The following is a 13,172-nucleotide window of genomic DNA, read 5'->3' on the forward strand; positions in this document are numbered from 1 at the left end:
ATGTTAAAATTCTTATTATTAAGTTGTTTGTTATTTACTAACATTGCTTTTGCCAATTCGGTATTTGTTGAAATATCGGACGACAAAGGCGATGATAAAAGCGTTGGCATTATTACCGCTAATGGCAAAACCATTATCCCTATGCAATACCAAAAAATTATACAAAATAAGGCTATGCCGTTTTTGTCAGCCATAAAAATAAAAACTTGCAAGGCGTTGTCAATAAAAACGGACATTTTGTGATACCGCCACAATATGAGCAGTTGGATTTGGCTGATAAGGTTGTTATCGCCACCTTAGAAAAATCCGATAAAGAAGACGTCAATAAAATGGGTTTATTGGATTATCAGGGCAATGTTATTTTGCCTTTTGAATATCAAACCATTACCGATTACACTTTTATGCTTGATGATGATGCCGTTTTTGTTGTGCAACATCATAATGAATGGTAAATATGGCGTATTGGATAAAGCTGGCAATTGGCTATTACCTTTGCAAGACCAAAAATTAAAAATTTTCGATGAAGGCATTTGGTTTAAAACCATTGGATTTAATTAACTTTTAATCAATATAGGTAACTTTTATGAACGAAATCAAAAAGCTAGACAACAACGAAACCATCACCGAAATCGCCATTTATAATGGTGTGGTGTATCTAGCAGGGCAAGTGCCTGATGATGACAGCCTTGATATTGTGGGGCAAACTCGGCAAGTGTTGGCAAATATTGACAAAGCTCTTGCAAAGGCAGGCACGGACAAATCTCGGCTTTTGACCGCCCAAGTGTTTATCAAAGATTTAGATGATTTTGACAAGTTTAATGATGAATACAAAGCGTGGATAACAGGCAACACACCGCCCACTCGTGCCACCGTGCAAGCCAATTTGGTCAATCCCAACTGGCTTGTTGAGATTGTGGTAACGGCAGGCGTGTAATCACACCCAACCCAAAATCCGCAAAATCGCCATACCGACCGCCATGCCAATCATGCTAAATACGGTAGTAAAGGCTAAAATATTGGCTGCCAAAATCGCATTACCGCCCATTGCTTTTGCCATGACATAGCTTGCAGCAGCGGCAGGGCTTGCCACCATCAAAAACAGCACGCCAAACTGCACAGGCGGTAAGTCACACAGCACACCGACAAGCACCGCCATAATTGGAGCAACGATAACTCTACCAATACTCGCCTGCATGGACACGCCTGATAAGCCAAACATGGATTTGATGTCAAGCGTCGCCCCTGCACAGATGAGAGCAAGCGGTAGAGCAATGTTGGCAAGCAGTTCACCTGTTTTGGCAATCGGTTTTGCGGGCATGGGCAATCCCACCGCTTTATAAATAAAGGCACATACTAGGGCGATGATGAGCGGATTTTTAAAGATTTTTTTAATCACATCAATGCTTTGCGATTTAAAATCGGTGTTTTGGCTGGTGCGTGAAAGTGTCATTACCGATAACATGTTATAAAGTATTGTCATAATCCCCATGTACACCGCCCCCACGCTCGTCCCCACCGCCCCATAGGCGTTAGTCGCCACCGACAGCGAAATAATTGCCATGTTGGAGCGAAACACACCCTGCACAAACACGCCTTTATCACGCACATTTTTGACAAACAATTTGGCGTAAATCTCCGCCCCAAAAAACAGCCCAAAAGTCGTCACCAATCCTGCCATGATAAGGGGCAGCTGCTCACCGATAGTCACCTCACTTTTTATCACGCTAAAAAACAGTAAGCACGGCAAACCAAAATGAAACACCATATTTGAAGCAGTATCAATAAAATTGCGGTTGATTTTATCTGTTTTTTTCAAATAAAAACCCAGCCCCATAAGAGCAAGGTTTGGAAATACAATCATAAAAGCAAAACTAATCGCTTGCAGGAGTTCTTGGGGGTTCATCGTTGGTTCTTTGATTTTTTATGTTTTAACAAAATTTTGCAAGTCTTTTTAAGACTGCCATTTATGCTGTTTTTAATGCCTTTAATAATAAAAAATAACGCATCTTGACTGATTTTTTCATCTAAGTGGGTTAAAGTATCATTCATAAATTGATTGACATCATCAAATTTTTGAATGTTTTTTAATATCACTTTTAACTCATCACTTGATAAATCAAATAGTACGCACACTTCTTGCATGGTGGGAAATTTTAATTTTTTGTTATCTCTTAACTCACCCAAAAGATACAATAAGCAAGCATTGTGAAATTTGAGTTTATTGATTTGGGTATTTAATTTATCAATTCTGGTTTTCACAAATTTTCCTTAATTATATGTAACACACACCTTGCTTCTAGCTCTTTCGATCCTAAAATTGCTCAATTTTATAAGCACTTACAAAACCTTCATTGTTTAGATAAAAAATATAGCCATATTTTAAAATAATGGTTTCGCCGTTTGCCATTTTTAAGCCATTTTGATAATAGCCTTTATCAATGCTACACGCATCTTGTTCACTTTGCAAAGTCAAATCGCCACAAGTTTGAATTTCCACCCAAGTTTTGCCTTGTTTTTGGCTAGTGCTGATATTACCTGTTAAAGCGGTACCGCCACACACCATATTAAAATAAGCATTATTATATTTTGGTACAAGGGCATTGTCTTTATCCAATAATTTTGGAAAAAATCGCAAGGCTTGTTTGGTTTTTTCAAAATACAAATCTTCCAAACGAGCCTCATCATACACATCAACGCAACCATCAAAATCCGCCAAAGTCGCTTGTTTTTGATTGGCTATTGGTTTGGTTGATTGCATTGAACTAACGCAACCAGTCATAATCATGGCTACTAAAAACGCATATTTTTTCATCACAATTTCGCTTATTTTTAGATTAAATTGAAAGGGTAAAAACGCTATTTCACCACCTTCTTAATCTTCTTAATCGTCATTGCAAGCAAACTCACCCCCGCAGGCGTAACGCCACTGATTCGGCTCGCCTGCCCCAAAGTCGCAGGGCGGATATGGCTAAGTTTTTGCACGATTTCATTAGACAAACCAGACACTTGACTGTAGTCAAAATCCGTTGGCAAAGCCGTATTTTCAAGACGTTTCATTTGCTCAATTTCTTCTGCTTGACGGTCAATATAGCCTTGATATTTCACACTAATTTCAATCTGTTCACCCACATCTTCGCTTACGCTTGAATCGGTGATTTTGGCAATATCCGCAAAGGTTATATTTGGACGCTTTAGCAAATCTAAACTGTTAATTTCTTTACTTAACACTTCATTAGGATTATTTTGTATAAATGCCTTGCCAAGCTCATTATTTGGCGTTGCCCAAAGTCCTTTTAACCGCTCGGTTTCTTTGGCGATATTTTCCATTTTGTCGTTAAATTTCGCCCAACGTGCGTCATCAATTAAACCAAAATTTCGTCCAATCTCGGTCAAACGTTGGTCGGCATTGTCTTCACGGAGCATTAGGCGATATTCGGCACGGCTGGTGAACATTCGGTACGGCTCTTTTGTACCATTGGTGATTAAGTCGTCCACCAACACACCGATATACGCTTCATCTCGGCGTGGGATAAAGCCTTGTTTGCCTTGTGTTCTTAACCCTGCATTTAACCCTGCTAATAAGCCTTGAGCCCCTGCTTCTTCATAGCCTGTTGTACCGTTGATTTGTCCTGCAAAAAACAGGTTTTCAATGGCTTTGGTTTCTAAGGTTGGGTGCAGGGCTTGTGGGTCAAAATAATCATATTCAATGGCATAACCTGCTCGCAAAATATGGGCATTTTCAAGCCCTTTCATAGAATGCACCAAGTCCAATTGCACATCAAATGGCAAACTGGTTGAAATACCATTTGGGTATAATTCATGCGTGGTCAAGCCTTCAGGTTCAATAAAAATCTGATGACTGTCTTTATCGGCAAAACGATGGATTTTATCTTCAATAGAGGGACAATATCTTGGACCAACCCCTTCAATCACGCCTGAATACATGGGCGAACGGTCAAGTCCAGAACGGATAATATCATGGGTGCGTTCATTGGTATGGGTAATATAACAGTTAATTTGGCGTGGGTGCATGGACACATCGCCCATATAACTCATCACAGGCAAGGGCGTATCCCCTGCTTGCACTTGCATTTTGCTAAAATCTACCGTGCGTGCGTCAATGCGTGGTGGAGTGCCAGTTTTTAAACGCCCAACAGGTAATTTTAACTCTCGTAAACGTTCTGCCAAACGGATAGACGGTGGGTCGCCAGCTCGTCCACCTTTATAATTTTGCAAACCAATATGAATCGTACCGCCCAAAAATGTCCCTGATGTCAAAACCACCGCCCCACAGGAAAACTCAATCCCTGCTTGGGTAACAACTGCCACGACTTTGCCATTTTCTACCAAAATATCATCGGCAGATTGTTGAAAAATATCCAAATTTGGCTCATTTTCCAACGTTTGACGAATGTAAGCTTTGTACAATAGTCGGTCGGCTTGGGCTCGTGTGGCACGCACCGCCGCCCCTTTTCGGCTATTTAACACACGAAATTGAATACCTGCATGGTCGGTCGCCAATGCCATTACCCCACCCAATGCGTCAATTTCTTTGACCAAATGTGATTTGCCAATACCACCTATCGCAGGGTTACAGCTCATTTGTCCAAGCGTTTCAATATTATGGGTTAAAAGCAGGGTTTTTTGCCCCATTCTGGCGGACGCAAGGCAGGCTTCTGTACCTGCATGACCACCACCAATCACAATCACATCATAAATTTTGGGGTATTTCATGGATTTTCTCGTTTTTTTCTGTTTTTGTAAGCGTAAAAATTTTAACAGGCTATTATAACAGTTTTTTGGTATGAACGCACATTTTCCAACTTTGACAACACGCAACAAATGGGCAATAGTTTGCCACAAAAAGACCGCCATGCGTTACCTAGCATTGTTGAAAGCCATTAAATCAACCAATTAACAATTTTAACGCAATCGCCCACATGACAATGCCGATAATCACGTCCAAAATTTGCCAAGATTTTGGTTTTCTAAAAATAGGCTCAAGCAATCTTGCCCCAAAACCCAGACCAAAAAAGAACAAAAATGACGCACTCATCGCCCCCAGTGCAAAGGCGATTTTGTCGTTAAACTGGGTAGAAATTGCCCCCAAAAATACCACCGTGTCCAAATAAACGTGCGGATTAAGCCAAGTAAACGCCACGCACAACGCCACGACTTTGCCAAAACTGGTCACTGATTCGCCTTTGGCAAGCAGTCCATCATTGGACTTTAACACACTGGCAAAATTTCTCGCCCCATAAGCGAACAAAAACAACGCCCCAGCATATTTTGCCACAGTAACAATTTGGGGATATTGGCTGATAAATTTGCCAAAACCGAACACCCCTGCACTGATTAACAAGGCATCTGACAAGGCACAAATTAGACAAACGGTAAAGACAAATTCACGTTTTAACCCTTGCTTTAGTACAAAGGCGTTTTGAGCACCAATCGCCAAAATCAAGGAAAATCCCATGCTCATGCCGTACAAGTAAATGGAAAGGCTCATAATTTATCCAAAAAAGGTTGATAATTTTACAAAAAACTTGCCGAACGTGCTAAAATTTAACAAATTATGGCATTGTAATTCAGTGATTAACACTTGACAAGTATCAACTAATAGGAATACGCATGACTGACACGCTAAATCTCTCGATAGAACTGTTAAAACAACCATCAATTACCCCAAAAGACGAAAACTGCCAAGATATGATTGCCAAGCGTTTAGAAAACATTGGCTTTCATAGCGAATTGATGTATTTTGGTGATAAAACTGACACTGGGAGAAATTCAGAAGTCAAAAATTTATGGGCAAGACGTGGCGATAAAGCTCCCTTGATTTGCTTTTTGGGGCATACCGATGTCGTGCCTGTGGGCGATGTGTCAAACTGGCAATTTGACCCATTTACACCAACCGTTGACAACGGTTTATTGTACGCTCGTGGGGCGTCTGATATGAAAACGGCGATTGCTTGTTTTACCGTGGCGTGTGAAAATTTTATCAAAAAACACCCCAATCACAACGGCTCAATCGCATTACTTTTGACATCAGACGAAGAAGGTCCATCCATTAATGGCACGGTAAAAGTGGTGGAAACTTTGCAAAATCGTAACGAAAAAATCGATTATTGCCTAGTTGGCGAGCCTTCTAGCACCAAAATCTTGGGCGATGTGATTAAAAATGGCAGGCGTGGCTCGCTTGGTGGGATTTTAACCGTCACAGGCAAGCAAGGACACGTCGCCTATCCACATTTGGCAGTCAATCCGATACATGAAGCAAGTTCAGCTTTGGCAGATTTGGTTAATCAAACGTGGGATAACGGCAACGAATTTTTTCCACCAACCACCCTGCAAATCTCGAATATCAACGCTGGCACAGGGGCGAATAACGTCATTCCAAATACTTTAACGGCAGAATTTAATTTTCGCTTTTCCACCGAAACCACAGAAGAAGGGTTGAAACGTAAAACCCACGAAATTTTTGATAAAAATTTTGAGGGTTCAAAGGCGACTTATCAAATTGATTGGAAGTTGTCAGGTCAGCCGTTTTTGACAGAGCGGGGGGAGCTTGTCACTGCCTGCCAAAACGCCATTAAAACGGTTATGAAGATTGACACCGAACTATCCACCTCTGGCGGTACATCTGATGGGCGGTTTGTTGCACCGACTGGCTCGCAGGTGGTGGAACTCGGCGTGTTAAATGCCACCATACATCAAGTAAACGAAAATGTGTCGGTTGATGATTTGGAAAAATTAACGCTCATTTATGAAAAGATTTTGGAAAATTTATTGTTAGACTAACAAAAACCCTTTTAAAATAAATTCAAAAGGGTCTGTATCATTTGCAATTATCAAATTAATGACGGAAATGACGCATACCTGTAAATACCATGGCGATACCGTGTTCGTCCGCAGCAGCGATGGTTTCGTCATCACGCATTGAGCCACCCGGTTGGATAATCGCGGTAATGCCTGCTTTGGCGGCGTTGTCTATGCCATCACGGAATGGGAAAAATGCGTCCGATGCCATAACCGCACCGACAGGTGATAGCCCTGCGTGTTCGGCTTTAATCCCTGCAATACGAGCCGAATTAACACGGCTCATTTGCCCTGCTCCCACGCCGATGGTGCGTTGGTCTTTACCATAGACAATTGCATTGGATTTGACATATTTTGCCACTTTCCAAGTAAAGAGCAAATCTTCTAACTGTTGTTGCGTTGGTTGTACTTTGGTAACAACTTGCAAGTCATCAAGGGTAATCAAGCCCAAATCTTGGTCTTGTACCAACAGGCCACCATTTACCCGTTTAAAATCAAACTGGGCTTGGCGTTCACTCGGTTTTGGCAATTCGCCACACACTAGCACACGCACGTTCTTTTTCGCACCTGTGATGTCTAATACGCCGTCTGCCACGCTTGGGGCGATGATAACTTCCACAAATTGCTGTTCTACAATGGCTTTTGCTGTGGTTACGTCCAATTCACGGTTAAAGGCGATGATACCGCCAAATGCGGACTCTGGGTCAGTGGCAAAGGCTTTTTGGTAAGCATTTGTCAAGTCGCTATCCACCGCAACCCCACATGGATTGGCGTGTTTGACAATCACACACGCAGGTGCGTCAAATGATTTTACACATTCCAAAGCGGCATCGGTATCTGCAATGTTGTTGTAAGATAATTCTTTGCCTTGAAGCTGTTTTGCGGTTGAAACACTGGCTTCTAACTTGCCATTAACAGGGGGTTTTTCCACATAAAAACTGGCTTTTTGGTGTGGATTTTCGCCATAACGCAAGTCTTGCATCTTGTCCATCTGTACGTTAAAGGTGCGTGGAAAATCGTCTGCATTGTCAAAATCCTGTAAGCGACTGCCCAAAAAGTTGGCTATCATGCCATCGTAATGGGCGGTATGTTCAAAGGCTTTAATCGCCAAATCAAAACGTGTTTTTGCCGAAATCGCACCGTCCGCCATCAATTCGCCCAAAATGCTTGAATAATCATTTGGATTGGTAACGATACTGACATGGTCGTGATTTTTGGCGGCAGCACGCACCATAGTTGGACCACCGATATCAATATTTTCAATGGCATCTTCTTTGCTCACGTCAGGTTGTGCAATGGTTTGAGCAAACGGATACAAGTTCACCACCACCATGTCAATGCGGTCAATGCCATGCAACGCCATAACCGCATCGTCTAGCCCACGGCGACCCAAAATACCACCATGAATTTTTGGGTGCAAAGTTTTGACACGTCCATCCATCATCTCGGCAAAACCTGTGTATTCAGCGACCTCCAAGACATCAAGTCCATTGTTTTTGAGTAATTTATACGTTCCACCTGTAGAAAGTAAACGAAAGTTATGTGTTAATAAGCCTTTGGCAAAATCAACAATACCAGATTTATCAGAAACAGAGAGCAATGCAAATGGTTGAGCTGTCATAAAAAAACCTAATTGTTAAAAAAATTAAAGGGAAAAAGCAAGCATTAGTGTAGCATAATTTTGCCAAAAAATTTAGCCACTTTTGCAAATTTTGCCCTAATTCGCTATCAAATTCCCTGCCAAGGTCAAACTACGCCCACCGTCAACTGCCAACACTTGCCCAGTAATATAACGAGCTTTTGCCAAAAATACCACCGCATCAGCAATATCACACGGCTCGCCCACGCATTGTAACGGAATGCTTTGACAAATAGCGTCAATTTGTTGTTTTGTTAACGATTGTTCGCTATTATCAGCAGGCAAAATATTGACCCCCGGTGCAACACCATTGACCCGCACACGAGGGGCAAGCTCCAGAGCTAATGACTGTACCAACATTTGATGAGCCGATTTTGCCATATTGTACACACTATAGCCGACAAAAGGGCGAGCATTGGCATGAATATCCAAAATACTGATAATACTGCCTTGATTTTGCTCAAGATTTTTTGCTAAGGCTTGGCTTAAAAATAGCGGTGCTTGGGCGTTGGATAACATCAGATTTTGCCAATCTTGGCTTTGAATATCACCAAAAGGCGTGGGATAAAAGCGGGATGCGTTATGCACCAGCACATCAAGATTGCCAAATGCGGTTAAAATTTTATCAGCAAGGGGTTGAATTTCATCAAAATTTTCTAAATTTGCTTGCATGGTTTTGGCAGAGCTTGGGCGAATTTGGTTGAGCGAATGAGCAAGCTCGTTGGCATCTTGCTCGCTGTGATGATAATGGATAACGACTTGATAACCCGCTTGATGTAAAGCAGTAGTAATCGCTCGTCCAATGCGTTTTGCACCGCCTGTGATGCAGGCGGTTTTTGGTGGTGATTTTAGGGGTAAATTTGTTGTAAAATTCGGCTCAAATTGGTTGGTCATCTGGATTTAATCAGCAATTTTTGATAAATTAAATAATTATTGTAACATAACTTTTTTTGACAATCTTAGTTAGCGATAAAATTTTATTTACTTATGCAAAATTAGCATAAAGACCACGCATTTATTGCTTTATAATAAGTTATTTTATTCATATTTTTTATACATTTAGGTTTACATATTATTTAGGTATCGTATGACAAATCCAACTTTGGCAAACATCGCACCACCCCAACTTATCAACGACTGGCAAGATAGCCAACTTTTATTAAATAATGTTAGCCACTTAGCCAATACAATTTTAACCCCAAAAGTATTAGAAATTGACAAAGGCTATTACCCTGTCAAAGAAATGGGCGAGCTTGCCAAAGTTGGGGCGTTTGCACCGCATTTGAACGCTTTTGGCAACCACTTTGACGTGGCGATTGACAGCACCGCCAAAATCGCTGAAGTCTGTGGTACGACGGGCTTTTTGTCATGGTGTCATCAGGTCATGGGTTTGTATCTTGACCAGTCGGATAACACCACTTTGACCGAAAAAATCCTGCCAAATCATCTGCTTGGCAACACCTTTGGCGGTACGGCATTATCCAATCCGATGAAAACGTTTGCCAACATTGAGTCCATGATTTTGCGTGCCAACGTGGTGGACGGTGGGTATGTGGTGTCAGGCACGTTACCGTGGATTAGTCATATCGCTCCAAATCAGTATTGTGGGGCGATTGCAACCGTGGAAAGTAGAGATGCGAGCAAAGATGTTTTCTTTTTATTGGCATTTGATGACGCACGCCAAGGCCAATGGCGGTTAAATCCGTGTCCGACTTTTAGCGGTATGGAGGGCTCTAGTACGTGGCAAATTGAGCTAAACGACTATTTTGTGCCAACAAGCGACATCATCGCTGACCCTGTCAAGCCGTTTATTGAAAAGGTGCGTGGGGCGTTCGTGCTGATGCAAATGGGGATTGGCATTGGCATTATCCAAGGGGCGATTAACGATATCAAGGCGGTGGAAAATCAGCTCGGACACGTCAATCAGTTTTTGGCAGACCAAGCGGACGGCTTGCAAGAAGCATTAGATGGTGCGATTGCTCAGACGCATAGCCTTGCCAAAACACCGTTTGACACCAGTAAAGATTTTTTCTTGGATGTGTTGGATTTGCGTTGTCAAGGGGCGAAGTTGAGCTTGCAAGCCACGCAAGCCAGCCTATTGCACCAAGGGGCAAGGGGTTATCTGATGACGGCAAATCCGCAACGCCGTATCCGTGAAGCTCATTTTGTGGCGATTGTTACTCCTGCGATTAAGCATTTACGCTCGTTATCGCATCAGTTGATGAGTGATATTTCACCGAATTAATTTAAACATAATTTTAAACCTTGATAAAAATTGAGCAAAAAATGAATGTAGATAAAAATGGCAATCCAACCGACGGGCGTGGCGAATGGCGACAGTTTTTATGCCGTGCGTGCGGTTGGATTTATGACGAAAAAATCGGCGACCCTGACGGTGGATTGCCCGCAGGCACACGCTTTGAAGACATTCCAGACAACTGGGTTTGTCCCCTGTGTGGCGTAACCAAACGAGATTTTGAACCCTTTGAAAAACGCCAAATCGCCATTGATAAACCACTGGTAAACCCCTTAACCGATAGCAACGGTGTCTTGGTCATCGGTGGCGGTACAGCAGGTTGGACGGTGATTGAAGCCTTGCGAAAACTTGACAAAAATCTACCAATCACCCTAATCACCGCCGACAGTGGCGACCGCTACATGAAACCGCAATTATCGATTGCCATGAGCCAAAACAAAACGGCAAGCGACCTTATCCAAAAATCTGCCAAAGATTTAAGCCAATCACTCAACATTAGTCTAGTTTCGCATACCTTTGTCATTCACATTGACAGCGACAAAAAACAAGTGCGAACCACTCGGGGTGATTTTGATTATCAGCAGTTGATTTTGGCATTAGGGGCAACCCCAAATCTGCCTGCAAGCCTGCCACCTGATAGCGTTTGGCGGGTCAATCATGTAGATATGTTTGCCAAATTGCAACACAAACTGCACGCCAAACCCAACCAACACATTGCGGTTATCGGTGCAGGCATGATTGGCGTTGAGATTGCCGAAGATATCGCCAAATCAGGTCATCAGGTTACCCTAATTAACCGTGATGAGTTACCGTTGACGGAGATTTTGCCACCGATTGCTGGCGAACGTGTCAAAACGGCGTTACTTGCCCAAAATATCGGCTACCTTGCCAATCAAGTGATTGAACAAGTGTCTAGTTTTAGCGAAAATGGCGACACTCAATACCGCATTCAACTGGCAAATAACGAACTTATCTGCGACCATATTATCGCAAGTACTGGGCTAAAACTCGACGAACGTCTGCCAAAACGAGCCAATTTAAGCTATCTACCGCAAGGCATCGTGGTGAATGAAAACACGCTACAAACATCCGACCCTGCGATTTTTGCGATTGGCGATTGTATTGCGATTGGTGGGCAGGCATGCCGATTTGTCGCTCCTTTGCGTGAGCAGGCGACGGCGATTGCTCATCATATTTTGGGCTTGGAACATGGCGGGTATCAGCATAAAACGCCGATAGTTCGGTTAAAAAATAAAAGCATTTCGGTGAGTATTACAGGCAATGTTGATAAAAATCAACGCTGGCAAGTCATTGAAAATACAGATAATTTATTAATCTTGCAACAAGTGCATGGTGATGATGTGATTGCAAAAGTTGAGTTAAAAAGCTAGATTTTCTTTAAAAACCACTCAGATTTTTGAGTGGTTTTTTGTTTTACGCTCACACACCCCTTTTAAATTGAATTTAAGTAGTGCTTTATCTTAATCTTACCCAATACCCATACCCACCCGAAACTCATTCGCCGTCCGCCCTTCATACTTTTTAAAAAACTTGGCAAATTGCGTGCCATCAATAAAACCAAGCTCATCAGCGATGGCATTGATGGATAATTTGCTATGCACTAAAAGGCGTTTGCTTTCTAGCAAAACCCGCCTTTCAATCACGGTTTTGACGCTCTCGCCTGTTTTATTTTGGCATGCCGAATTTAAATTTTTAGGCGAGCAGTTTAAGGCATTGGCATAAAATTGCACTTGTTTTTGGGTAAAAAAGTGCGTTTCTAACAAATCCATAAATGCCAAAAAGCGTTTTTCGGCAGAGGTTTTTGGACGCTCTTGACCAAATTTTTGGGCAAGATAATGCAAAAAAGCGGTGAGCTGATGTTGAAAAAACGCAATTTTAAGGTTTAACGGCTCAAATTGATAACCGCTTGTCAATAACTGCCTAAAACTCATTAAATCATCAACATCTTTTTGTTGAAAAGATTGTACGCTTGGCAAATTGCCCAAATCCATACTTTTTAACAAAAAATCCTCTCGCCACGCCACAAAAAAGCCATCGTCCTCTTTTAAACTTAGCACTTGATTGGCGCGGATTAGCATCGCTTGCCCTGCATTTAAAGTAATTTTTTTGCAGTCAAGCATATGCTCGGTACACCCTTTTGTACAGACAATCCACACAAAAAAAACTGAGCCGATGCACGCCAAACAAATGGCTGATGATGTGCTGATTGTGGTTGTCGTTGGATTTTAAATATTCATTTAAAAAACCACAGTTAAAGCCGATGTTGTTTGTGGGATTTGCCCTTAATAAGGGAATGTCAAAAGGTTTCATTTTTACCCTAAAATTGTTTGATTTTGCCCTATTTTAATGTATTTTACGCTGTTAAAATAGGGTATTTTTTATGATAATTTAAAAAATGGTGTGTGGTAAGCACCTTGCGATACTGACAACTTTACC

At 41.9% G+C, this 13,172-nt stretch carries 15 protein-coding genes; 6 read left to right on the forward strand and 9 right to left on the reverse strand.

Annotated elements, in window-relative coordinates; all coding sequences use genetic code 11:
* The 3 genes from A3G3_RS0106240 (at position 1) to A3G3_RS0106255 (ending at position 934) form a co-directional block, all read left to right on the forward strand.
* Entirely contained in the window at positions 1-243 is a 243-nt protein-coding gene (locus A3G3_RS0106240) for a hypothetical protein (RefSeq protein ID WP_019519684.1), read from the forward strand.
* Entirely contained in the window at positions 207-452 is a 246-nt protein-coding gene (locus A3G3_RS0106245) for a WG repeat-containing protein (RefSeq protein WP_083908848.1), read from the forward strand. The genes A3G3_RS0106240 and A3G3_RS0106245 overlap by 37 nt, the downstream gene beginning before the upstream one ends.
* Positions 453-583: 131 nt before the next feature.
* A complete protein-coding gene (locus tag A3G3_RS0106255; protein WP_019519687.1) occupies positions 584-934 on the forward strand; it encodes a RidA family protein in 351 nt (116 codons plus the stop codon).
* Here A3G3_RS0106255 and A3G3_RS0106260 read toward each other — a convergent pair whose 3' ends face one another.
* The 5 genes from A3G3_RS0106260 to A3G3_RS0106280 form a co-directional block, all read right to left on the reverse strand.
* Positions 935-1,903 (reverse strand): AEC family transporter, encoded by a 969-nt coding sequence (locus A3G3_RS0106260; protein ID WP_019519688.1) that lies wholly within the window; start codon positions 1,901-1,903, stop codon positions 935-937.
* Positions 1,900-2,259, reverse strand: coding sequence for a hypothetical protein (locus tag A3G3_RS0106265; protein ID WP_019519689.1), 360 nt, complete (start codon positions 2,257-2,259; stop codon positions 1,900-1,902). Before A3G3_RS0106265 ends, A3G3_RS0106260 begins: the two co-directional genes overlap by 4 nt.
* Positions 2,260-2,311: 52 nt before the next feature.
* Positions 2,312-2,758, reverse strand: a complete 447-nt coding sequence (locus A3G3_RS0106270; protein ID WP_156802115.1) for a hypothetical protein — start codon at positions 2,756-2,758, stop codon at positions 2,312-2,314.
* A gap of 98 nt (positions 2,759-2,856) precedes the next feature.
* Positions 2,857-4,734 carry a tRNA uridine-5-carboxymethylaminomethyl(34) synthesis enzyme MnmG gene (gene mnmG / locus A3G3_RS0106275; protein WP_026212889.1) on the reverse strand — a complete coding sequence of 626 codons (1,878 nt, stop codon included), beginning with the start codon at positions 4,732-4,734 and terminating at the stop codon, positions 2,857-2,859.
* 172 nt (positions 4,735-4,906) lie between these two features.
* Complete coding sequence (locus tag A3G3_RS0106280) at positions 4,907-5,509, reverse strand: LysE/ArgO family amino acid transporter (RefSeq protein WP_019519692.1); 603 nt, start codon at positions 5,507-5,509, stop codon at positions 4,907-4,909.
* Positions 5,510-5,631: 122 nt separating this feature from the next.
* Between A3G3_RS0106280 and dapE the strand changes: the two genes are divergently transcribed.
* Complete coding sequence (dapE, locus tag A3G3_RS0106285) at positions 5,632-6,801, forward strand: succinyl-diaminopimelate desuccinylase (RefSeq protein WP_019519693.1); 1,170 nt, start codon at positions 5,632-5,634, stop codon at positions 6,799-6,801.
* A gap of 55 nt (positions 6,802-6,856) precedes the next feature.
* Here the strand turns inward: dapE and purH are convergent, their stop codons facing one another.
* Both purH and A3G3_RS0106295 read right to left on the reverse strand, forming a co-directional pair.
* Entirely contained in the window at positions 6,857-8,440 is a 1,584-nt protein-coding gene (purH, locus tag A3G3_RS0106290; RefSeq protein ID WP_019519694.1) for a bifunctional phosphoribosylaminoimidazolecarboxamide formyltransferase/IMP cyclohydrolase, read from the reverse strand.
* A gap of 96 nt (positions 8,441-8,536) precedes the next feature.
* Positions 8,537-9,352, reverse strand: coding sequence for a pteridine reductase (locus A3G3_RS0106295; protein ID WP_019519695.1), 816 nt, complete (start codon positions 9,350-9,352; stop codon positions 8,537-8,539).
* A gap of 193 nt (positions 9,353-9,545) precedes the next feature.
* On the opposite strand from A3G3_RS0106295, the gene A3G3_RS0106300 reads away from it, so the two are divergent.
* Complete coding sequence (locus A3G3_RS0106300; protein ID WP_019519696.1) at positions 9,546-10,703, forward strand: acyl-CoA dehydrogenase family protein; 1,158 nt, start codon at positions 9,546-9,548, stop codon at positions 10,701-10,703.
* Positions 10,704-10,744: 41 nt separating this feature from the next.
* Entirely contained in the window at positions 10,745-12,106 is a 1,362-nt protein-coding gene (locus A3G3_RS0106305) for an FAD-dependent oxidoreductase (RefSeq protein ID WP_019519697.1), read from the forward strand.
* Positions 12,107-12,202: 96 nt separating this feature from the next.
* On the opposite strand, the gene A3G3_RS14000 is transcribed toward A3G3_RS0106305, so the two are convergent.
* Together A3G3_RS14000 and A3G3_RS0106315 are read right to left on the reverse strand one after the other, a co-directional pair.
* Positions 12,203-12,856 (reverse strand): helix-turn-helix domain-containing protein, encoded by a 654-nt coding sequence (locus A3G3_RS14000; protein ID WP_019519698.1) that lies wholly within the window; start codon positions 12,854-12,856, stop codon positions 12,203-12,205.
* Entirely contained in the window at positions 12,849-13,046 is a 198-nt protein-coding gene (locus tag A3G3_RS0106315; protein ID WP_019519699.1) for a hypothetical protein, read from the reverse strand. Before A3G3_RS0106315 ends, A3G3_RS14000 begins: the two co-directional genes overlap by 8 nt.
* Between the last annotated feature and the right edge of the window lie 126 nt (positions 13,047-13,172).

It is taken from the genome of Moraxella boevrei DSM 14165, assembly GCF_000379845.1.
Classification (GTDB): Bacteria; Pseudomonadota; Gammaproteobacteria; order Pseudomonadales; family Moraxellaceae; genus Faucicola; species Faucicola boevrei.